Genomic DNA, 21247 nt, shown 5'->3' with positions numbered 1-21247 from the left:
CCGAAACCTTCAAGACGGCGACGGCGCAGCGACCTAGCGTCACCGGTATGACCGCACAACTCGCCCTGGTCGGGCTCGTCGTCGCCGACATGACCCGTTCCTTCGACTGCTATCGACGCCTCGGACTGGACCTGCCCGCCGGTACCGACGAACCGCACTTCGAAACGACACTTCCAGGTGGGCTCCGCCTGGCATGGGACACAGTCGAGTCGGTCCGGTCCTTCCACCCGGACTTCCGGCCGGGAACGGGTGGCCCCGCGCTCGCCTTCGACTGCGGTTCACCGGCAGGCGTGGATTCGACGTACCGCGACTTGCTGGAGGCGGGATGCACGAGTGCGCTCGAACCGTGGGACGCGTTCTGGAAGCAGCGGTACGCGAGCGTCCACGATCCCGACGGGCACAGCATCGAGCTGTTCGCGGCCCTGCCCGGGTGACCGCTCAGCCGAGGAGCGCACCGAGCGTGGTGCCGGAGAGGGCGCGGACCTCCCGCGCGAGATGGGCCTGGTCGCTGAAGCCGCACTCGGCCGCGACGTCGGCGAACGGTCGGCCGGCGCGGGCGAGACCGACCGCGCGGCGGAACCGCAGCACGCGTGCCAGCGTCTTCGGTCCGTAGCCGTACGCGCGCAGTGCGTGCCGGTGCAGCCGGCGCGCACTCCAGCCCGTCGACGCCGCCAGCTCGGCGACGGACGCTCCGGCCCCGAGCTGCGCCGCGATGCTCGTCTCGACGCTGCGGTCGACGCCGTCCAGACGGCGCCGGGTCTCGCGCAGGAGCGCACCGACCGGGTCGGACTCCGCGTCCGAGACCAGGCGACGAACGTGTGCGCCGGGCCGGATGTGGTCCAGCGGTACGCGTGCGTCACGGAGGTCGGCTGCATCCACGCCGAGCACCGCCGGCCCTACGCCGGGACCGAAACGCACGGCGGTCAGGTCACGCCGGGCACCCAGGTCGGAGAACTGGGCTCGGGTGTCCGGTCCGGCGACGAGGAGGCCGTCCTCGTGCCAGATCAGGTCCGTGCAGCCGTCGGGCAGCACGGACGTTCCCGCCGAATCCGCGGTCCTCGTCGCGGTCCACACGAGCACACCGGGTATGCCGGACGCCGCTTCGCGGTACACACGGCGAGGATAGGACGCCGTACCCGGAAGGTCACTCCTTCTGCGCGGCGGTCTTCTTCGCAGTCGTCTTCTTCGCAGTCGTCTTCTTGGCGACGGTCTTCTTGGCCGCCGTCTTCTTCGCGGGAGCCTTCTTCGCAGCGGTCTTCTTGGCGGTCTTCTTCGCCGGACCACGGGCACGTCGATCCGCGAGCAGCTCGGAGGCACGCTCGTCGGTGATGGTGTCGACCTCGTCGCCCTTGCGGAGGCTGGCGTTGGTCTCGCCGTCCGTGACGTACGGGCCGAAGCGGCCGTCCTTGATCACCATCGGCTTGTCGCTGACCGGGTCGGTGCCCAGTTCCCGCAGCGGCGGCGTGGCGGCGGCCTGCCGACCGCGTCGTTTCGGCTCGGAGTAGATCTTCAGCGCCTCCTCGAGGGTGACCGTGAACATCTGCTCCTCGTTCGCCAGCGACCGCGAGTCGGTGCCCTTCTTCAGGTACGGCCCGTAGCGACCGTTCTGGGCGGTGATCTCCTCACCCGTCGCAGGATCGACCCCGACGACCCGCGGCAACGACAGCAGTCGCAGTGCGTCCTCGAGCGTCACCGTCGACAGTTCCATCGATTTGAGCAGCGACGCCGTCCGCGGCTTGGGACCGGCCGCCTTCTTGGTGGCCTTCTTCGCCGGTGCCTTCTTCGCAGCCTTCTTCGCCACGGTGGTGGTGCCGCCCGCCGAGGGCGCCGCCTCGACCGGGATCGGCGTGATGTCGGGTTCGGGCTCCGGCTCCGGCTCACGCAGCAACTCGGTCACATACGGACCGAAGCGGCCCTCCCGCGCGACGATCTCGTTGCCGGTGGCCGGGTCGACGCCGAGGACCCGGCCCTCCTGCGGGGTCGAGAACAGCTTCTCCGCGTACTCGAGCGTCAGCTCGTCCGGCGGCAGGTCGTCGGGCAGGTTCGCACGCTGGGAGATCGGTTCCCCGTCGGGAGCGTCGGGATCGGCAACCATCCGCTCGAGGTACGGGCCGAACCGGCCCACGCGCACGTGGATCTCCCGGCCCTCGGCGTCGTCGAACAGCCGGATGGAGTTGATCTCGCGGGCGTCGATGTCTTCGAGGTTCTCGCCCACCATCTTCTTCAGGCCACCCTCGCGCGCCACCGAGTTCTCGGCTCCGTGGGCGCCACCGAAGTAGAAGCTCGACAGCCAGTCCGTGCGCTGCTCGTGACCACCCGCGATCTCGTCGAGGTCGTCCTCCATGGCGGCGGTGAAGCCGTAGTCGACGAGGCGTCCGAAATGCGCCTCGAGCAGCCCGATGACCGCGAACGCCACCCACGACGGGACCAGGGCGCTGCCCCGCTTGTAGACGTAGCCGCGGTCGAGGATGGTCTTGATGATCGACGCGTACGTCGACGGCCGGCCGATGCCGAGGTCCTCGAGAGCCTTGATCAGGCTGGCCTCGGTGTAGCGAGCCGGCGGGTTGGTCGAGTGACCGTCCGGGTCGAGCTTCGTCGCGGTGACGCGCTGTCCCTCGGACAGGTTCGGCAGCCGGGATTCGGCGTCGTCGGACTGGCCGCCGGCCTCTTCGTCGACGCTCTCGACGTACGCCCTCAGGAAGCCGGGGAAGGTGATGGTGCGACCGGACGACGAGAACGTGCATTCCTCACCGCTCGCGGCGGTGCCGGTGATGCGCAGTGTCAGGGTCGTGCCCCGCGCGTCGGCCATCTGGGAGGCGACGGTGCGCTGCCAGATGAGTTCGTAGAGGCGGTACTCGTCGGTGTCGAGACGCGAGTGCAGTTCGCCGGGCGTGGCGAACACGTCACCGGCCGGACGGATCGCCTCGTGGGCCTCCTGCGCGTTCTTGACCTTGCGGGTGAACTGCCGCGGGGTGGCGTGCACGTACTCCGCGCCGTACAACTCGGTGGCCTGGGCCCGGGCGGCGGCGATCGCGCTCTCGGACAGGGTCGTCGAGTCGGTACGCATGTACGTGATGTAGCCGTTCTCGTACAGGCGCTGGGCGATGCGCATCGTGCGCTCGGACGAGAACCGCAGCTTGCGGCCCGCCTCCTGCTGCAGCGTCGACGTCATGAACGGTGCGTACGGCTTGCGGGTGTACGGCTTGCTCTCGACCGACGTCACCGTCAGGTCCACGCCGTGCAGAGCGTCGGCGAGTCGTCGCGCGTACGCCTCGTCGAGCACGACGACGCCGGTGGACTTGAGCCGGCCGTCGGCGCCGAAATCGCGGCCGGCGGCGACGCGGGCGCCGTCGACACCGACGAGCCGTGCCCCGAACGATCGGGGGCTCGCGTCGGCGCCGGCGTCGAGGGTGGCGGCGATGTCCCAGTACGTCGCGGACCGGAAGGCCATGCGCTCACGTTCGCGCTGGACGATGACCCGGGTGGCGACGGACTGCACGCGGCCCGCCGACAGCCGCGGCATGACCTTCTTCCACAGCACCGGGCTGACCTCGTAGCCGTAGAGGCGGTCGAGGATCCGGCGGGTCTCCTGCGCGTCGACCAGGTTGTTGTCGAGGTCGCGGGTGTGTTCCGCGGCGGCCCGGATGGCCGGCTCGGTGATCTCGTGGAAGACCATCCGGCGGACCGGGACCTTCGGCTTGAGCGTCTCGAGCAGGTGCCAGGCGATGGCCTCGCCCTCCCGGTCGGGGTCGGTCGCGAGGTACAGCTCGTCCGCGTCCTTCAGCAGCCCCTTCAGCTCGGTGACCTTGGACTTCTTCTCAGGACTGACGACGTACAGCGGCTCGAAACCGTGGTCGACGTTCACACCGAGGCGGGCCCACGACTCGCCCTTGTACTTGGCCGGCACATCGGCGGCCCCGCGTGGCAGGTCGCGGATGTGTCCGACGGACGCCTCGACGACGTAGTCACGGCCCAGGTAGGGCGCGATCTTCTTCGCCTTGGTCGGGGACTCGACGATGACGAGCCGACGCGTGCCCGACGAGCCGTTCGACGTGCTGTTGTCCCGTGCTGCCACAGCGCTGCCGCACCTTCCCTGTTCGCTGACATGTCCCGCTTCTTGAAGACATGTATACCGACCCGTTCCCCGGACGCGGCCATACACAGGGTCGCACACCTGCAACGGAAGGCCCGTCACGCGTGATGCGGCCCCTACTGCACGCGCGGCCAGATCTGCCGCGCGCGGGCGTCGTCCGGGGGTGCCCCGATGTTCTCGACGAGACGCGTCAATCGCCGTCGCCCGGACACCCGCAGGCCCGGTCCGGCGCCGCGGGCGCCGATCAGCGTCGGCGCGATCCCGGCACGCATCAGCGACTGGGCCAGCACCGCGTGGGTGTCCGGGGCGTGCGGATCCAGCCCCAGGACGTAGCGTTCGCCCTCGACCTCGACGCGACCGGCCGCGAGCACCCACGCCCGCAGGGCTCGCGAGCCCGGCACCCATCCCGCCGGCACCGCCTTCACCGCGCCCCGCGTCCATTCGGCCGCGACCGGGACGAGTTCCGGCAGGGCTGCGGTGCGCACCAGCGGATGTCCCTCGTCCGTGCGGGTGACCTCCGGGGACAGCGCGGCCTGCGTCATGAGCTCCGCGATCGCGTCCGCCCGCCACGGCTCGTCCACGACCACGGAGATCCGCGCGCCGTCACCGGAGACCACCGCGTGTCCGTGCGCGGCCAGCAGACCACCGAGGTCGGCCGGGTCCGGCGGCATCACCTCGGCCCCGAAGAACGACAGTTGACTCACTCCCCCGTCCTTCCTTCGCTGCCTCCCGCAGAAACAGATCGTCCCCCATCACCGAGGGTGACGGGGGACGATCGAGGCTTCGGTCCTTGCGGACCGAGTCACGTCAGGCTCCGGCAGGAGCGTCGACGATCAGAGCGCGCGAACGCCGGTGGCCTGCGGGCCCTTGGTGCCCTGGCCGACCTCGAACTCCACGCGCTGGTTCTCCTCCAGGGTGCGGAAGCCGCTGCCCTGGATCTCCGAGTAGTGGACGAAAACGTCGGCGGAGCCGTCCTCGGGAGCGATGAAGCCGAAGCCCTTCTCCGCGTTGAACCACTTCACAGTGCCCTGTGCCATGCTTTTCCTTCTCTTTCTAACACCGGATGCGGCGGTTCGCGGGCGAGCGAGCCGCCGGGCCGGTTCCGACCGCTGTACTTCTTGATCCCCCCACAGGAAGAGCAAAGCACCGCGCTCGCAACCATCGATCCTGCGAGCCGTGCACTTTCTCAAGTCACCGAACACAGAAGCTGCGACCGATGTCAGTGAACCACGTTCGGGGCGCCGACAACAGTAGGAGGGCGCACAATTCGCCCGAAAATTTGATCTTGTACATACCGACGGTACGATTACTCGTCGGTACGGTTACGTCGATGTTAACCCGCGCGCGGGTCGCACACCGACCGAACGCCGGGAACGACGGCCGACTACGCTGGTTTCCCATCCCGACCGCATCCTCCGGAGTACCCAGTGTGACCAGCTCGCCGCACCGCCGTCCCGTCGGCGACGGGCCGACGAGCTTCGGCCACGAACTGCTCGAACGAGTTCTCGAGGGCACCCCGGCCTCGGAGCACCCCCTCACCCACAGCGCGGAGCTGCCCGCCCGCGAGGTCCGGCACACCGACTGGCCGGACTGGGCGTCCGACGCCGTCGTCCGGGCCCTGCGCGCGACGGGTGTGCCCCGGCCGTGGAGCCACCAGAGGGCGGCCGCCGACGTCGCCGCCGGCGGGGAGCACGTCGTCGTCTCCACCGGCACCGCGTCGGGCAAGTCCCTCGCCTACCAGTTGCCCGTGCTCACCGCACTCGTCGAGGACCCGCACGCCACCGCGCTGTACCTCTCCCCCACGAAGGCGCTCTGTGCAGACCAGTTGCGCGCCGTCACCGACGTGACCGCCGCCGAGCCCGAACTCGGTCGGGTGCACGCGTGTGCCTACGACGGTGACACCTCCACCGAACTGCGGCAGTGGGCGCGCAGCCACTCGCGGTGGATCTTCACCAACCCCGACATGCTGCACATGTCGATGCTGCCCGGGCACGCCCGCTGGTCCCGGTTCTTCCGCCGACTGCGCTACGTCGTGGTCGACGAGTGCCACTCCTACCGCGGCGTCTTCGGCTCCAACGTGGCCCTGGTGCTGCGCCGGCTGCGACGGATCGCCGCACGCTACGGTGCCCGACCGGTCTTCGTCCTCGCCTCCGCGACGACCGCCGACCCCGGCGCCGCGGCGTCCCGGCTCGTCGGCGCGCCCTGCCGGGAGGTGACCGAGGACGGCTCCCCGCACGGCCCGCGCACCGTCGCGCTGTGGGAACCGCCACTGCTCGAGCAGGTGACCGGCGAGAACGGCGCCCCGGTGCGCCGCGCCGCCGGAACCGAGGCCGCGCGCATCCTCGCCGACCTCGTCGTCGAAGGTGCCCGCACCCTCGCCTTCGTACGGTCCCGGCGCGGCGCCGAGTTCACCGCGCTCGGCGCACAGCGGCTGCTCGCCGAGGCCGCCCCCGAACTCGTCGATCGTGTCGCCGCGTACCGCGCCGGCTACCTCGCCGAGGAGCGGCGCGAGCTCGAGGCTGCTCTGGCGGACGGCCGTCTGCTCGGTGCCGCCAGCACCAACGCCCTGGAACTCGGTATGGACATCGCCGGCCTCGACGCCGTCGTCGTCGCCGGATTCCCGGGCACCGTCGCGTCGTTCTGGCAGCAGGCCGGCCGGGCCGGCCGCCGCGGCGCGGGATCGCTGGTCGTGCTCGTCGCCCGCGACGATCCACTCGACACCTACCTCGTGCACCATCCGGCGGCGCTGCTCGACAAGCCCGTCGAGGCGACGGTCACCGACCCCACCAACCCGTACGTGCTCGGCCCGCAACTGCTGTGCGCTGCGCTCGAGCTGCCCCTCAGCGACGCCGAGGTCGAGGAGTTCGGCGCGGCCGACGTCCTCGCTGCCCTGGCCGCCCAGGGCGCGATCCGGCGGCGCCCGCACGGCTGGTTCGTCACCCCCGACACCCGTCCGCACTCCGACATCGACATCCGCGGCGGCATCGGCACCCAGATCGCCATCGTCGAATCCGACACCGGACGGATGCTCGGCACCGTCGACGGCGGCCGGGCACCGGCGACCGTGCATCCGGGCGCGGTGTACCTGCACCGCGGCGAGTCGTTCGTCGTCGACGAGTTGCACCTCGACGACGGGATCGCGCTCGTGCACGCCGAGGAGCCCGAATGGTCCACCTCCGCGCGGGAGATCACCGACATCGTCGTGACCGCCGTGACGGAGCAGCGCTCGCTCGGTCCGGTGACTGTGGGCCTCGTCGAGGTGGAAGTGACCCATCAGGTGGTCTCCTACCTGCGGCGACTGCCGTCCGGCGAGGTTCTCGACAGCACCGAACTCGATATGCCGTCCCAGTGCCTGCCGACGCGCGCAGTGATGTACACCGTCACCCCCGAACTGCTCGACCGGTGCGGAATCGGACCGGAACGGGTACCCGGCGCGCTGCACGCCGCCGAGCATGCCGCGATCGGGCTGCTGCCGTTGGTGGCGACGTGCGACCGCTGGGACATCGGCGGGGTGTCCACGGCGGTGCACCCGGACACCGGGCTGCCCACCGTCTTCGTCTACGACGGGCATCCCGGCGGCGCGGGCTTCGCCGACCGCGGTTACGCGCGCATCGCCGAATGGCTCGGGGCGACCCGCGCGGCCGTGACGGCCTGCGAGTGCGCCGCCGGCTGCCCGTCGTGCGTGTACTCCCCCAAATGCGGCAACGGCAACGACCCGCTCGACAAGGCCGGGGCGGTCGCTCTGCTCGGCGCGGTGCTCGACGCCCTCTCCTGACCGGCGCTCACTCGACCGGCCCCGCCCGCGCGATCGCGCGGGCCTGCCGCCCACCCGGCAGCGCCACCGCGGCCTCGACCTCGACGACCGCGTCCCAGCCGTCGACGGTGCACGAACGCACCTGCACCCGCATCCGCGCCGCGATCCGGTTCGCTTCCGAGCAGGCGGTGCCCGATCCGCGGTCGAGTGCACCGGCCACCGCGAGGGCCGCCAGGTCGGCCGCCCCCTGCGCCCGATGCCGCGTCGCGACCCCCGCGCCGATCTGCACGAGCAGTCCGGTGACCGCGATCAGCGCGGCCGCAACGAAACACGCCACCACGCTCGCGCTACCCCGATCGTCCCGGAACGTCACTGCGCCACTTCCGGTTCGAACGCAGCCACGGCCTCCGCGGTGAGCGTCACCGCCGGCAGCAGCGGACCGTCCGCTGTCACCGTCGCCACGACGAGGTCGCCGTCGGGGCGCACGGAGATCCGTGCGCCCTCCGGGGCGATCCGCGCCGCCACCTCCACCGCCCGCGTCCCGTCGCCACGGGCCGCGAGCCGGGCGGCTTCCCGTGCGGCGTCCTGGCATCGGAGCTGACTCGAAATACACAGCACCGCACCGAGACACAGCACGAGGACGCTCACCAGAGCGGTGAGGGCGATCGCCGCCTCGACGGTCACCCCACCGTCGTCCCCGCTCACACCGCCGTGTTCAGTGCGCGCTCGACAATGCCGGTGAGCGCAGTGACGATGTTGTCGCCGGTGACGACCGTGTAGAGCACGGCCCCGAACGCCGCCGCCGCGATCGTACCGATCGCGTACTCCGCGGTGGACATCCCGTCCTCCGCCGCGACGGCACCGCTCAGCCGTTGCACGACCGTACGAATTACGTTGCCTACCATGGTTCCTCCCCTCCTCCGGCGCGGACCGTCCGCGCCGACGTCTCACAACAGCCCCTCACCGAGCACGCGTCCCGCGAGCCCGATCACGACGGGCACGATGCCCAGGCACACGAACGCCGGCAGGAAGCACAGTCCGAGTGGGCCGCTGACCAGAACCCCGGCACGCTCGACGGCTGCAGCCGCCCGGTCCTCCGCTCGTTCGCGCTGCCGCTCCGCCACCTCGGCGACGATGCCCGACAGCGGGGCACCGGATCGTGCCGATCGCCGCGCGGCGCGGGCGAAGGCCTCCAGCGCCTCCGTCTCGTCGTCGGATCCGTCGGCCGTCGCCTCCCCGAGACCGCTCCACGCCTCCGACGGCGCGGCCCCGAGCTCGAGACGGTCGGCGCCCCGCCGCAGGGCCAGGGCGAGCGCGGGCGGTGCCGAGTCGGCCACCGCCCGTGCCGCGGTCGCCGTCGGAAGGCCGGCGCGCAGGCAGGCGGCCATCAGGTCGAATGCGGCCGGCACGGCGTGCGGGTCGTCCGGGGCGCCGCCGGTTCCGGTGGCTTCCCCGGAGGCCGCGGCCCCGGCAGTCCGGCACCGTCGCGTCCGCAGGTCCGGCAGGATCACGAGCGCCGCGGCCAGGCAGACCAGCGCTACGGTCACGATGCCACCCCCCTCGCGATCCGGTCGGTCCACAGCAGTCCGGCGCACCCCAGTGCGGTGCCCACCACCAGCAACACCCCGCCGAGACCGTCGCCGAGCAGCACCGACACCGGCGACGCCCCCATCATCTGCCCGAGCGCCACACCGAGCGCCGGCAGAGCCGCGAGCACCGCCGCCGTCGCGCGGGCCCCCGCCAGTCCCGCTTCGGTACGGGAGCGCAGGCGCATACGACCGGACAGATCCGCCCGTGCGGCCGCGAGGAGTTGCGCCAGCGCCAGCCCGTACCGGTCGGACACCTCCCAGGCCCCGGCGACCCGATCGAGCGACGCGGCGATCCCCGACGGGTCCGTCGCGCGGGCTACCGCGCGCAGGCCGTCGGCTGCGCTTCCGCCGAGCCGGGCCCGCGCCGCCGCGACATGGAAGGCATCGGCGGTGGGCCCGGTCGTCTCCCGTGCCGCCGTCGCACACGCCTCGGCCGGATGGGTGCCCACCTCCAGCTCGGCGACGACGGTTTCGAGACCGGCGAGCAGGGCCCGCTGTTCGGCGTCACGGGCGCGGTCCCGTCGGCGTCGCCGCACCCGGCGCACGGTGGTGCCGGCGACGACCGCCGCCGCGACGGCGGGTGCGACGCCGAGCAGCAACACCGGGAGGACGCACAGCACTGCCGTCACCTCCTGCGGCGGTCGCCACGGCCGTCCGGCGACGACTGTCGTGCGCAGCGACCGCAGTCGCGGCGCGGCGACCGTCGCCGGCGCGACCAGCAGGGCCGCGGCCAGGCACAGGGCGGTCGCGGTCACGGCGCCTCCCGTCGCCGGAAGAGCTGTTCGAGCCGGTCCATGCCGGCCTGCGTGCCGCGCTCGTGGGTCCACGCGGGTGCGACGACGACACCCGAGACCTCGTCGCGCTGCACGACACCGATCTCCGTCAGCCGACGGGTTCCGTCGGGGGTGCGGTGCACGTGCAGGACTACCTGCACCGCTGCGACGAGCTGACTGTGCAGGGCGGCGCGGTCCAGACCGCCGAGCGCGGCGAGGGCTTCGAGCCGCGCCGGCACCTCGTCCGGAGAATTGGCGTGCACGGTGCCTGCACCCCCGTCGTGACCGGTGTTCAGCGCGGTGAGCAGATCGACGACCTCGGCGCCGCGCACCTCGCCGACGACGATGCGGTCGGGCCGCATTCGCAGCGCCTGCCGGACGAGATCGCGCACCGCGACCTCCCCGACGCCCTCGACGTTGGCGGCTCGCGCGACGAGCCGCACGACGTGGGGATGGGCGGGCGCCAGTTCCGCCGCGTCCTCGACGCACACGATCCGCTCACCCGGATCCACGGTGCCGAGCAGCGCCGCGAGCAGGGTGGTCTTGCCCGCACCCGTGCCCCCGACGACGAGGAAGGCGAGCCGGGCGGCGACGATCCGGCGCAACAACACGTAGGCGTGCGGGTCGACGGCGCCGCGATCGCGCAGCGCGTCGAGTCCCTGGGTGGCGGGCCGCAGCACCCGCAGCGACAGACACGTGCCACCCTGTGCGACGGGCGCGAGGACGGCATGCAGGCGGACACCGAAATCGCCGTGCCCGGGCAGCCGGCCGTCGACCCACGGTTGGGCGTCGTCGAGCCGCCGCCCGGCGAACAGCGCGAGGCGCTGGGCCAGTCGCCGCACCGACGCCTCGTCGGGAAAGGCGACGGAGGTGAGCCGCAGCCCGCCGCCGCGGTCGACCCAGACGCGGTCGGGGGCGGTGACGAGTACGTCGGTGACGCCGGGTTCGGCAAGCAGCGCTTCGAGCGGGCCGGCGCCGGACAGCTCGGTCTGCAGATGCCGCAGTGCCGTGAGCAGATCGAAATCGCCGAGAACCCCGCCGGATTCGGCACGCAGCGCAGCGGCGACACGGTCCGGCGTGGGCTCGCCGGCCTCCGTCGCGAGACGTTCACGGACCCGGTCGAGCAGCTCGGCAGTGAGGACGGCGCTCATGCTGCCCACCGCGATCCCGGCTCGGGACCGGCCAGCACGTCGAGGACCGACTCGGCGGCGTGGACCAGGGGCGAACGACGTCCGAGCCGCAGTCCACCGCGTTCGAGTGCCGCGGCGAGGCCGGGCTGCGCGCGCATCGTGGCGATCAGCGGCAGCCCCACCACCTCGGCGACGTCCCGGCCACGCAGTCCGCCGGGGGCCGGGCCGCGCACGACGATGCCCTGGTTCGTGTTCTGGTCGGCGACCCAGCCGGCGACCCGCCCCGCGGCGAGGGCGGCACGCACACGGGCGGGGACGACCAGCACGGCCAGGTCGGCGGCCGCCACCATCGCCTCGGCGGCCGGCCCGCGGCTGCGCGGCACGTCGCACACCACCAGGTCGCCCGAGCGGCGGACGGTGTCGAGCACCGCGGTGACGGCGGCGGGGGCCGGCTCGGACGTGGACTCGCGATCTGCGGAGAGCACGCCGAGTCCCGGAAGCCATTCGGGCACCGCGTCCCGCAGCGACCGGGCGGAGAGCCGGCCGCGATCGACGGCCAGGCCGGACCAGCGGACACCCGGCCGCTCCTCGATTCCCGTGAGGACGTCCAACCCTCCGCCCAGGGGATCACCGTCGACGAGAAGTGCTCCCGCACTGTGCCGGAAGGCGGCGACGGTCCATGCCAGGGCGGCCGCGAACGTGGAGGCGCCGGCGCCGCCGCAGCCGCCGAGTACGGCGACGACGTGCCCACCCCCGGTGTCGGGTTCGGCGGCGGTGCCGAGCACCGTGAGCAGTTCGACTTCGTCGTCGGGCAGGCCGACGACGTGTTCGGCCCCGACGGCGGTGGCGGCCTGCCAGTCGGGGAGGTCGGCCCCGCCGGCAGTGACCAGGACGATGCCGCCTCGACGGGGAAGCTGCTGCGCGCAGAGCAGGGCTGCGGTTCGGTCGACCACGACGAGTCCCGCGTCGAGCCAGGTTCTGCGCGGCGGTGGCATCGCCGCCGCGCCGACGGTGCGGTCGGTGGCGGCCGCCACGCGGTGCAGGCTCGCCGTCAGGGCGGGATCGTCGACGAGGGCCAGGACGTCGTTCATGGCGCCCAGCTTGCGCGCCGAACGAGGGTGCCGGAAGCGGAGACGGGGCGAATCGGCGAATCTGTGGATGAATGCGCCGCCTGTGGATGAACACGCCGGGCTTCGAAAGGTCCCTGAACAGAGGACGACCCTCGCCAGGGGGGGAGGAGGCGAGGGTCGTCATGTTCAGCCCCGGGGGGGTCGGGCTGAACACCCCCTGGACTATGTCCAGGTGAGGTCGATACTACGCCGGGACCCGATATTTGCAAGTTCAACCGTCGCGTGTTCCACGCAGGTGGAGGCGCCCGACGACGGGCCGGATCACGGGACGTACCGGGAAGATGCAGCCACACCTATTGTGGTGCCGTGACCGACGCGACCGTGGACCCGACCCCGTCCGGCCGAATCGCCGCCTTCTTCGATCTCGACAAGACCGTCATCGCGAAGTCCAGCGCGCTCGCCTTCAGCAAGCCGTTCTTCGCCCAGGGGCTCCTCAACCGGCGGGCGGTGCTCAAGAGCAGCTACGCCCAGTTCCTGTTCATGCTGTCCGGCGCCGACCACGATCAGGTGGAGCGCATGCGTGCCCACATCGCGGCGATGTGTACCGGCTGGGATGTCGAGCAGATCAAGGCGATCGTCGCCGAGACACTGCACGACATCGTGGACCCGCTGGTCTTCGCCGAGGCGGCCGATCTCATCGCGGACCACCGGCTCCGGGGACACGACGTGATCATCGTGTCCGCGTCCGGGGAGGAGGTGGTCACCCCCATCGCGACGGCGCTCGGGGCGACGCACAGCACCGCGAGCCGGATGCGGATCGAGGACGGCCGCTACGCCGGGGAGCTGGAGTTCTACTGCTACGGGGAGGCCAAGGCGGAGGCAATCCAGGCGCTGGCGCTGCAGTACGGGTACGATCTCGCACGCTGCTACGCGTACTCGGACTCGTCGACGGACATCCCGATGTTGCGGGCCGTGGGTCATCCGCGGGCGGTGAACCCGGATCGGGTACTGCGCCGCGAAGCAGTCGAAAATGATTGGCCCATACTCACTTTCATCCGTCCCGTCCCGCTCCTGCACCGATTCACCACGACGTCGCCGGCCGTGGTCGCCGCGACGGCCGCGATCACCGCGGGCGCGGCGGCCGCGGGCGCCGCGGCGTACCTGGCGTTGCGCCGGAGGCACCGGCGCGGGTTCACGCCCCGGGGGTGACGGTCCCGAAAATGGGACTTGCCCCCCTGTGAGACCGGGAGTAGAAAGGAGTTACGGAAGGACGGAAGGCCAAGAGCGAATCGGAAGAGAAGGTTCGATCTCCCGACCGGACTTCCCAGCACGGACACCGAGCACCCACGCGGAGCCGATGCCACTATAAGGGCAAAAGCGTTGTGGGCTTGCGAGATTCGGGTCTTCGACGGCGAGCACCCCGCACCCGTTGCGAGGACGAACCAGCGATATCCGAACCCTCGCCGAGGCCAGTGACACACAACCCATGCAGCACGCTTGGTAACTCGGCAGTCCGTGCTGGCGGGCGACGCCACCGAAGTCATTCGGCGACGTCGCCCGCTTACATGTGACGACATGGCCCGAAAACGATGTCGGGCAGCCTGATTCACTGCTCTAACCAGCCGCACCGCTCGGACTAGCCGCCGGCGAAGGCGTCCGCGATCGATGTCGCCTCCCGCGCGCCCGCTTCCAGCCCGCCGCAGCAGAAGACGACCCAGCCGCCGACGCCGACCGCGGTGCCCGACTCGAAACCCGCGAGCCCGTCGCGGTAGGCCTGGGCGCGACGCATCCAGCTCACCTCGGGCACGCCCAGATTGTGCACGTCCAGCCCACTCGCGACCGACACGAGGCGCGACGCCGACCGGGCGATCACGCCGTCGGCCACTCCGAAGGGACGCAGCACCGCCAGCTCGCCGTGCACCACCGCGGCCAGCACCGGGGCGGGTGCCCGGGTACCACCGGTCACCAACTGCGCGAGGGCGTCGAGCCGCTCCCCCACGCCCGGCTCCGGGCGGGGCCGGCCCAGCACCTCCGGATCGTCGACGAGGTCGGCCGCCGCGAGCAGATGCAGACGTGCGAGGGTCTGCAAGGGCGCGCGCTGCCAGGTGGACACCATGACGGCCAGGCCGTCGCCGTCGAGCGCCTGCGCCACTCGCAGTGCGCCCGTCAGAATCGGCTCACCCGCCTCCCCCGGCGTGGGCAGCTCCATGGATCCACCGTCGAGCGCGGCCGAGGCCCGGGCGGCCCGGACCGACGCCTCGGCGGCGGTGTTCGGCCAGCCGCGCCGGTTGGTCTTGTGCCGGTGCACCTCGGCGAGGGCGTCGCGCGCGCGGTCCGCGGCATCGCGCACTCCGGGCAGGTCGAGCAGGGGCTGCAAGGGGTCGGTCACGGCATCCGACGGTACCGGCCGGTGCCGACTGCCCGGGCGCCGGTTCCGCTGGACGCGGAGGCCGACCGCCCGTCGCGCGGGACCGACCGATCGTCGAAAGTGAGCAGGTTGCAGCCGTATGCAACGGTGCGATGTCGGTCACAGGTGACTACCCTCACAGGTGCCCGAACTGTTTGGACCGACCGGAAAGAGGCCCCGCAACCATGACGAGCGCAGCGCAGGACCACGAACAGCAGGTGTACCCACCGAGCCCCGAGTTCGTCGCCACCGCCAACGCCGGTCCCGAGTTGCAGGCCGCCGCGGACGCCGACCGGCTCGGGTTCTGGGCGACGCAGGCGCAGCGGCTGGACTGGGCCACGCCGTGGAGCGAGGTGCTGGACTGGTCCGACGCGCCGGTGGCCAAGTGGTTCGTCGGCGGGCAACTCAACGTCGCCTACAACTGCGTCGACCGGCACGTGCTCGCCGGCAACGGCGACCGGGTCGCCATCCACTTCGAGGGCGAGCCCGGCGATTCGCGGGCGCTGACCTACAACGACCTGCTCGCCGAGGTGTCCAAGGCGGCGAACACCTTCACCGACCTGGGCCTGGTCGCCGGCGACCGGGTGGCGATCTACATGCCGATGATCCCCGAGGCGATCGTGACGATGCTCGCCTGCGCGCGCCTGGGCCTGACCCACTCGGTGGTCTTCGGCGGGTTCTCCTCGCACGCGCTGCGCTCGCGCATCGACGACGCCCGCGCCAAGCTGGTGGTCACCGTCGACGGACAGTGGCGCCGTGGCCAGGCCGCTCCGCTCAAGCCGGCCGCCGACGAGGCCCTCGCCGAGGCCGCGTCGGTGCAGCACGTGCTGGTGGTCAAGCGCACCGGCATCGACGTCGACTGGACCGACGGGCGCGACCTGTGGTGGCACGAGACGGTGGACAAGGCCTCCGCCGAGCACGAGGCCCAGCCGTTCGACGCCGAACATCCCCTGTTCATCCTCTACACCTCGGGCACCACCGGTAAGCCCAAGGGCATCGTCCACACCTCTGGTGGCTACCTGACGCAGGCCTCGTACACCCACCACTACGTGTTCGACCACAAGCCGGGCCGCGACGTGTACTGGTGCACCGCCGACATCGGCTGGGTCACCGGGCACAGCTACATCGTGTACGGCCCGCTGTCCAACGGCGCGACCCAGGTGGTCTACGAGGGCACCCCGAACTCGCCGAACGAGCACCGGCACTTCGAGATCATCGAAAAGTACGGGGTGAGCATCTACTACACCGCCCCCACCCTGATCCGCACCTTCATGAAGTGGGGCCGGCAGATCCCCGACGCGCACGACCTGTCCTCGATCCGGTTGCTGGGTTCGGTGGGTGAGCCGATCAACCCGGAGGCGTGGCGCTGGTTCCGGGAGGTCATCGGCTCGGGCAAGGCCCCCATCGTGGACACCTGGTGGCAGACCGAGACCGGCGCGATCATGATCTCCCCGCTGCCGGGCATCACCGCCACCAAGCCGGGCTCGGCGATGGCGCCGCTGCCGGGCATCTCCGCCAAGATCGTCGACGACAACGCGGCCCCGCTCGGGGCCGGCGGCAACGGCTACCTGGTGCTCGATCAGCCGTGGCCGTCGATGTTGCGCGGCATCTGGGGCGACATGGACCGGTACAAGGACACCTACTGGTCCCGGTACGCCGAGGAGGGCTGGTACTTCGCCGGTGACGGCGCCCGCTACGACGAGGACGGCGCCCTGTGGGTCCTCGGCCGCGTCGACGACGTCATGAACGTCTCCGGGCACCGCATCTCGACCTCCGAGGTCGAGTCCGCACTCGTCGGGCACCCGGCCGTCGCCGAGGCCGCCGTCGTCGGTGCCGCCGACGAGACCACCGGCCAGGGCATCGTCGCGTTCGTCATCCTGCGCGAGGGCGTGGAGAACACCGGCGATGCGCTGATCGCGGAACTGCGCAACCAGGTCTCCACCGAGATCTCCCCGATCGCCAAGCCCCGGCAGATCTCCATCGTGCCGGAACTGCCCAAGACCCGTTCCGGCAAGATCATGCGCCGCCTGCTGCGCGACGTCGCCGAGGGCCGCGAACTCGGCGACACCTCCACCCTCGTGGACCCGAAGGTCTTCGAAGCCATCCGTTCCCAGAGCAAGTAGGCAGCGAAGCTGCCGGTGTGCCCTTTGGGCGGCCCCAACAGCCCAAAGGGCACACCGGCCGCGGAGCGGCCTACACCTCGTCCAGCCGGCGATCCTTGGTCTCGTGCATCACGAGCAGCGCGACGAAGGTGAGTGCGGCCGCGGCCAGGAGATACACACCCACCCAGCCGACCCCGTAGGTCGTGGCGAGCCACGTCGCGATGAACGGGGCGACGGCGGCGCCGAGGATGCTCGACACGTTGTAGGCGATGCCCGACCCGGTGTAGCGCACGTTGGTGGGGAACAGCTCGGGCAGCACGGCGCTCATGGGACCGAAGGTGAAGCCCATCAGGATCATGCCGACGACGAGGAACAGCAGCATGCGCGGTTCGCCCATGCCCTCCGGGTCGAGCAGGATCCCGAAGGTCAGGCCGAACGCCATGATGATCCCGGTGACGACGAGCAGGGTGATGCGGCGACCGTAACGGTCGGCGAGCCGGCCGGACACCGGAATGGCGGCCGCGAAGAACAGCACCGCGACCAGCTGCAGCACCAGGAAGTCCGAGTACTGGAACCCGGCGCCGGTGCCGCCTTGCGCGGGGGTCTTCCCGGTGCCGTGGCTGAGCACCCAGGTCGTCATGATGTAGAAGAGGGTGTACGTCGCGAGCATCACGAATGTGCCGATGATCAGCTGACGCCAGCTGGTCCGGAAGACCTCGGCCAGCGGGGTCTTGACCTTCTTGCCCTCGGCGACGGCGCGGGCGAACACCGGCGTCTCCTCCAGCTTGAGCCGCACGTAGAGGCCGATGATCACCATCACCGCGCTGAGCAGGAACGGGATCCGCCAGCCCCACGTCAGGAACGCGCTGTCCAGGTCGGGCTCGGCGTTGTTGTGGTTCAGGAACAGGGTGATGATCAGGAACAGGCCGTTGGCCAGGAAGAATCCGATCGGCGCGCCCAGCTGTGGCCACATGGCGGCCCACGCCCGCTTGCCCTTCTCGGCGGTTTCGGTGGCCAGCAGTGCCGCGCCGCTCCATTCGCCCCCGAGGCCGAGGCCCTGACAGAAGCGCATGAGTGCGAGCAGCGCCGGGGCCAGCAGACCCACCTGGTGGTACGTGGGCAGGATTCCGATGAGGAAGGTCGCGACGCCCATGGTCAGCAGCGAACCGACGAGGGTGGCTTTGCGGCCGATGCGATCGCCGAAGTGACCGAACAGGATCGAGCCGACCGGACGGGCGACGAACGCGAGACCGAACGTCGCGAGCGAGGCGAGCAGAGCGGTGGTGCCGTTGCCCTTCGGGAAGAACAGGTGCGGGAACACCGAGACGGCGGCGGTCGCATAGATGTAGAAGTCGTAGAACTCGATCGAGGTGCCGACGGTGCTCGCGACGATGATGCGGCTGCGCGGTACTCCCGCGACCAGCGATCCGTCTCGGCCGGCGGTGTTGTCGAGGGAAGTGCTCACGAAACCAGCTCCAGAGATTCACATGATGGGAAACGATCCCAGCTTCTAGGAAAGTGAACACCTCCTTTCCGGAACGAATCAAATCGGACATCCGCCGACCGGACGGACGGGGATACGATTCGTCGCTGGGTGCGCTGGGAATCCTGGTCGGCGGCAGCCCCATCGCCCCGCGGATTCGTCGATCGAAAGGCCTTCGTGAATCAGCCACTGCGCTCGGAACTCACTCGGTATCTACGCACCGAGACCGTCGGTGGCGCGATCCTCCTCGTCGCCGCCGCCGTCGCCGTCCTGTGGGTCAACTCCCCGCTCGGACCCGCCTACGAGAGGCTGCGCGACTTCACCGTCGGGCCGGAGGCGCTGCACCTGCATCTCACCGTAGGCACCTGGGCACAGGACGGCCTGCTCGCCGTGTTCTTCTTCGTCGCCGGACTCGAACTCAAACGCGAACTCGTGATCGGTGAACTTGCAGACCGCAAGAAGGCCCTGCTGCCGGTCATCGCGGCCTGCGGCGGCGTGCTGCTGCCGGCACTCATCGCCGCCACCGTCGGGTGGGGCACGCCGGGCATGGACCGCGGCTGGGCGATCCCCGTCGCCACCGACATCGCCTTCGCCCTCGGAGTTCTCGCCCTCACCGGTTCCCGCATCCCCACCGGCGCGCGTGTCTTCCTGCTCAGCCTCGCCGTCGTCGACGATCTCATCGGCATCGCACTGATTGCCGTCCTGTTCACCACGTCCATCGCGGCGCTGTGGCTGCTCGGGACCGTCGCGTGCGCCGCCGCCTACTGGTACGCCCAGCACCGGCGGATCACGACCCCGTGGCTGTACGTCCCGCTCGCGCTGCTCACCTGGTACGGCATGCACGAGGCCGGCATCCACGCCACCATCGCGGGCGTCGTGCTGGGTCTGCTCACCCGCGTCCGCGCCGACCCGGGTGAGCGGCGGGCACCGGCCGAGCGGCTCGCCCACGACCTCCAACCCTGGTCCGCCGGCCTGTGTGTGCCTCTGTTCGCGCTGTTCGCCTCCGGCGTTCCCATCGACGGCGAGGTCCTCGCCGATGTGTTCACCAGTCCGGTGGGCCTGTCCGTTCTGCTGGGCCTGCTGATCGGCAAGACGGTCGGTATCTTCGGCGCATCCTGGCTCGCGATCCGGACAGGCGTGGCCACCAGGCCCGCCGGCCTGGCATGGCCGGACCTGCTGGCCCTCGCCGTACTCGGCGGCATCGGATTCACCGTGAGCCTGCTCATCGCCGACCTCTCGCTCGCCGGAATCGACGGCGGGGCGCCCGCGGAGATCGCGAAGGCGTCGGTCCTCGTCACGTCACTGATCGCCTCGCTGCTGGGATCGACGCTACTGTTACGGCGTGGGCGAGCCCACCGTAGGCAATACGAATCAACTGGAGGGGTCGACAAGTGAGCGTGACGAACGGGAACCGGAAGCAGGGTGACGGGGTACCGACGAGCATCTCGTCCATTCCGCTGACCGAGGTGCGCGCCCGCACTCCTCAGGAAGCGAGCATCGGGGACCTGGTCCGCGACGCCACAGCACAGGTCTCGACGCTGTTCCGCGCCGAGGTCGAACTCGCCAAGGCCGAGGTCACCGGCGAGGTGAAGAAGGGCCTGCAGGGCAGTCTGTTCTTCATCCTGGCCTTCGCGGTCCTGGTGTTCAGTTCGTTCTTCTTCTTCTTCTTCCTCGCCGAACTGATCGACATCTGGACGCCCCGCTGGCTGGCGTTCCTGATCGTCTTCCTCATCATGGTCGTGGTCACGGCGATCTTCGCCCTGATCGGGTACCTGCGGGTGCGCAAACTGCGCGCCCCGGAGAAGACCATCGACTCGCTCAGGCAGGCTCGTACCGTCCTGCCGCAGCAACACGACGCGGAGCCGGCAGCGGGCCCCCGGCACGCGCGCTGATCCTCCACGTGCAGGGCACCGTGTCCCTCCCCGACCCGTCCACGGTCCGGTTCCCCGGGCCGTGGACGCACCGCGACATCCACGCCAACGGCATCCGTCTGCACGCCGTCGAAGCCGGCCCGTCCGGCCCCGACGCACCGCTGGCGCTGTTCCTGCACGGGTTCGCCGACCTGTGGTGGTCGTGGCGGCACCAGCTCACCGCCTTCGCGGACGCCGGCTACCGCGCCGTCGCCGTCGATCTGCGCGGCTACGGCGACTCCGACAAGCCCCCGCGCGGCTACGACGGCTGGACCCTCTCGGGCGACGTCGCAGGACTCATCCGCGCCCTGGGCTGCTCGGAGGCGACGCTGGTCGGGCACGCCGACGGCGGGCTGGTGTGCTGGGCGACGGCCGTGCTGCACCCGCGGCTCGTCCGGGCGATCGCCCTCGTGGACTCGCCGCATCCGATCTCACTGCGGGACGCGACGCTGCACGACCGGGCGCAGCGGGCGGCGCTGCTGCCCACGTTCCTCGCCTACCAGGTGCCGTGGCGGCCCGAACGCAAGCTCGTGCGCGACGACGGCTGGGAGATCGAACGACTGCTGCGGGCCCGCGCGGGCGCACGGTGGCAGCAGTCGGACGAATTCCGGGAGGTCGCCGAGCGGATGCGCTCGGCCATCCGCATTCCCGGCACCGCACACTGCACGCTCGAGTACCAGCGCTGGGCCTTCCGCAGCCAGTGGCGGCCGGACGGGCGACGGTTCATGGCGGCGATGGACAAGACGCTGACGCTGCCGGTCCTGCAACTGCACGGCGCGCGGGACCCGTACGTCGTGCCGGCGACCGTGCGCCGGTGCGTCCGTCACGCTCCCGGCCGGAAGTTGCTCATGATCGACGACGCCGGGCACTACGCCCATCAGGAGCGTGCCGACGACGTGACCGCCGCGCTGCTCGACTTCGCCGCCGGGCTCTAGG

General features: G+C 71.1%; 20 protein-coding genes. 7 read left to right on the top strand and 13 right to left on the bottom strand.

Going from position 1 to position 21247, the window contains the following annotated elements:
- Positions 1-47: 47 nt before the first annotated feature.
- Positions 48-434 carry a VOC family protein gene (locus tag ACWPQI_RS02690; RefSeq protein WP_010595036.1) on the top strand — a complete coding sequence of 129 codons (387 nt, stop codon included), beginning with the start codon at positions 48-50 and terminating at the stop codon, positions 432-434.
- Between the two features lie 4 nt (positions 435-438).
- Here the strand turns inward: ACWPQI_RS02690 and ACWPQI_RS02685 are convergent, their stop codons facing one another.
- The 4 genes from ACWPQI_RS02685 to ACWPQI_RS02670 form a co-directional block, all read right to left on the bottom strand.
- Entirely contained in the window at positions 439-1113 is a 675-nt protein-coding gene (locus ACWPQI_RS02685) for a helix-turn-helix domain-containing protein (RefSeq protein ID WP_010595035.1), read from the bottom strand.
- Positions 1114-1144: 31 nt separating this feature from the next.
- Positions 1145-4075: a type I DNA topoisomerase gene (gene topA / locus ACWPQI_RS02680; RefSeq protein WP_010595034.1), complete on the bottom strand. Its 2931-nt coding sequence runs from the start codon at positions 4073-4075 to the stop codon at positions 1145-1147.
- Positions 4076-4209: 134 nt separating this feature from the next.
- Entirely contained in the window at positions 4210-4797 is a 588-nt protein-coding gene (locus ACWPQI_RS02675) for a hypothetical protein (protein ID WP_040273695.1), read from the bottom strand.
- A gap of 129 nt (positions 4798-4926) precedes the next feature.
- Positions 4927-5130 carry a cold-shock protein gene (locus tag ACWPQI_RS02670; RefSeq protein WP_003935252.1) on the bottom strand — a complete coding sequence of 68 codons (204 nt, stop codon included), beginning with the start codon at positions 5128-5130 and terminating at the stop codon, positions 4927-4929.
- A 392-nt stretch (positions 5131-5522) separates the two neighbouring features.
- Between ACWPQI_RS02670 and ACWPQI_RS02665 the strand changes: the two genes are divergently transcribed.
- Positions 5523-7868 carry a DEAD/DEAH box helicase gene (locus tag ACWPQI_RS02665; RefSeq protein WP_010595031.1) on the top strand — a complete coding sequence of 782 codons (2346 nt, stop codon included), beginning with the start codon at positions 5523-5525 and terminating at the stop codon, positions 7866-7868.
- Between the two features lie 7 nt (positions 7869-7875).
- On the opposite strand, the gene ACWPQI_RS02660 is transcribed toward ACWPQI_RS02665, so the two are convergent.
- Genes ACWPQI_RS02660 through ssd form a run of 7 tightly spaced genes read right to left on the bottom strand, consistent with a single transcriptional unit; the run spans position 7876 to position 12430 of the window.
- Entirely contained in the window at positions 7876-8220 is a 345-nt protein-coding gene (locus tag ACWPQI_RS02660) for an Rv3654c family TadE-like protein (RefSeq protein ID WP_010595030.1), read from the bottom strand.
- A complete protein-coding gene (locus tag ACWPQI_RS02655) occupies positions 8217-8531 on the bottom strand; it encodes a TadE family type IV pilus minor pilin (protein WP_017681224.1) in 315 nt (104 codons plus the stop codon). Before ACWPQI_RS02655 ends, ACWPQI_RS02660 begins: the two co-directional genes overlap by 4 nt.
- Positions 8532-8548: 17 nt before the next feature.
- Positions 8549-8752: a DUF4244 domain-containing protein gene (locus ACWPQI_RS02650; protein ID WP_026137874.1), complete on the bottom strand. Its 204-nt coding sequence runs from the start codon at positions 8750-8752 to the stop codon at positions 8549-8551.
- Between the two features lie 42 nt (positions 8753-8794).
- Positions 8795-9427, bottom strand: coding sequence for a type II secretion system F family protein (locus ACWPQI_RS02645; protein ID WP_010595027.1), 633 nt, complete (start codon positions 9425-9427; stop codon positions 8795-8797).
- Positions 9391-10191, bottom strand: a complete 801-nt coding sequence (locus ACWPQI_RS02640; RefSeq protein WP_474738627.1) for a secretion protein F — start codon at positions 10189-10191, stop codon at positions 9391-9393. The genes ACWPQI_RS02645 and ACWPQI_RS02640 overlap by 37 nt, the downstream gene beginning before the upstream one ends.
- The gene (locus tag ACWPQI_RS02635) at positions 10188-11360 is read right to left on the bottom strand and encodes a TadA family conjugal transfer-associated ATPase (protein WP_010595025.1); all 1173 of its coding nucleotides are present in this window, start codon (positions 11358-11360) and stop codon (positions 10188-10190) included. Before ACWPQI_RS02635 ends, ACWPQI_RS02640 begins: the two co-directional genes overlap by 4 nt.
- The gene (ssd, locus tag ACWPQI_RS02630; protein WP_017681222.1) at positions 11357-12430 is read right to left on the bottom strand and encodes a septum site-determining protein Ssd; all 1074 of its coding nucleotides are present in this window, start codon (positions 12428-12430) and stop codon (positions 11357-11359) included. Before ssd ends, ACWPQI_RS02635 begins: the two co-directional genes overlap by 4 nt.
- 345 nt (positions 12431-12775) lie before the next feature.
- Between ssd and ACWPQI_RS02625 the strand changes: the two genes are divergently transcribed.
- On the top strand, positions 12776-13618 hold the full coding sequence (locus ACWPQI_RS02625; protein WP_010595022.1) for an HAD-IB family hydrolase: 843 nt from the start codon (positions 12776-12778) through the stop codon (positions 13616-13618).
- A gap of 427 nt (positions 13619-14045) precedes the next feature.
- Here ACWPQI_RS02625 and ACWPQI_RS02620 read toward each other — a convergent pair whose 3' ends face one another.
- A complete protein-coding gene (locus ACWPQI_RS02620; RefSeq protein WP_010595021.1) occupies positions 14046-14798 on the bottom strand; it encodes a Fic family protein in 753 nt (250 codons plus the stop codon).
- 203 nt (positions 14799-15001) lie between these two features.
- On the opposite strand from ACWPQI_RS02620, the gene acs reads away from it, so the two are divergent.
- Positions 15002-16939 carry an acetate--CoA ligase gene (acs, locus tag ACWPQI_RS02615; protein WP_461875198.1) on the top strand — a complete coding sequence of 646 codons (1938 nt, stop codon included), beginning with the start codon at positions 15002-15004 and terminating at the stop codon, positions 16937-16939.
- A 70-nt stretch (positions 16940-17009) separates the two neighbouring features.
- Here the strand turns inward: acs and ACWPQI_RS02610 are convergent, their stop codons facing one another.
- Entirely contained in the window at positions 17010-18383 is a 1374-nt protein-coding gene (locus ACWPQI_RS02610; RefSeq protein WP_064066532.1) for an MFS transporter, read from the bottom strand.
- Between the two features lie 195 nt (positions 18384-18578).
- Here ACWPQI_RS02610 and nhaA point away from each other — a divergent pair, with 195 nt between their 5' ends.
- From nhaA to ACWPQI_RS02595, 3 genes are read left to right on the top strand one after another with little or no spacing between them, the layout of a single operon-like run.
- Entirely contained in the window at positions 18579-19796 is a 1218-nt protein-coding gene (gene nhaA, locus ACWPQI_RS02605) for a Na+/H+ antiporter NhaA (RefSeq protein ID WP_010595018.1), read from the top strand.
- On the top strand, positions 19793-20293 hold the full coding sequence (locus ACWPQI_RS02600; protein WP_003935267.1) for a phage holin family protein: 501 nt from the start codon (positions 19793-19795) through the stop codon (positions 20291-20293). The genes nhaA and ACWPQI_RS02600 overlap by 4 nt, the downstream gene beginning before the upstream one ends.
- A 20-nt stretch (positions 20294-20313) precedes the next feature.
- Positions 20314-21246, top strand: a complete 933-nt coding sequence (locus tag ACWPQI_RS02595; RefSeq protein WP_026137873.1) for an alpha/beta fold hydrolase — start codon at positions 20314-20316, stop codon at positions 21244-21246.
- The last annotated feature ends 1 nt before the right edge of the window (position 21247 follow it).

The organism is Rhodococcus sp. LMD (assembly GCF_056108245.1).
This window is presented reverse-complemented; position numbering and strand designations above follow the sequence as displayed.

Bases quoted from the DNA above. Each gene is read 5' to 3' on its own strand.
- ACWPQI_RS02650 (WP_026137874.1), bottom strand. From the start codon at position 8,752: ATGGTAGGCAACGTAATTCGTACGGTCGTGCAACGGCTGAGCGGTGCC.
- ACWPQI_RS02690 (WP_010595036.1), top strand. From the start codon at position 48: ATGACCGCACAACTCGCCCTGGTCGGGCTCGTCGTCGCCGACATGACC.
- ssd (WP_017681222.1), bottom strand. From the start codon at position 12,430: ATGAACGACGTCCTGGCCCTCGTCGACGATCCCGCCCTGACGGCGAGC.
- ACWPQI_RS02670 (WP_003935252.1), bottom strand. From the start codon at position 5,130: ATGGCACAGGGCACTGTGAAGTGGTTCAACGCGGAGAAGGGCTTCGGC.
- ACWPQI_RS02635 (WP_010595025.1), bottom strand. From the start codon at position 11,360: ATGAGCGCCGTCCTCACTGCCGAGCTGCTCGACCGGGTCCGTGAACGT.
- acs (WP_461875198.1), top strand. From the start codon at position 15,002: ATGACGAGCGCAGCGCAGGACCACGAACAGCAGGTGTACCCACCGAGC.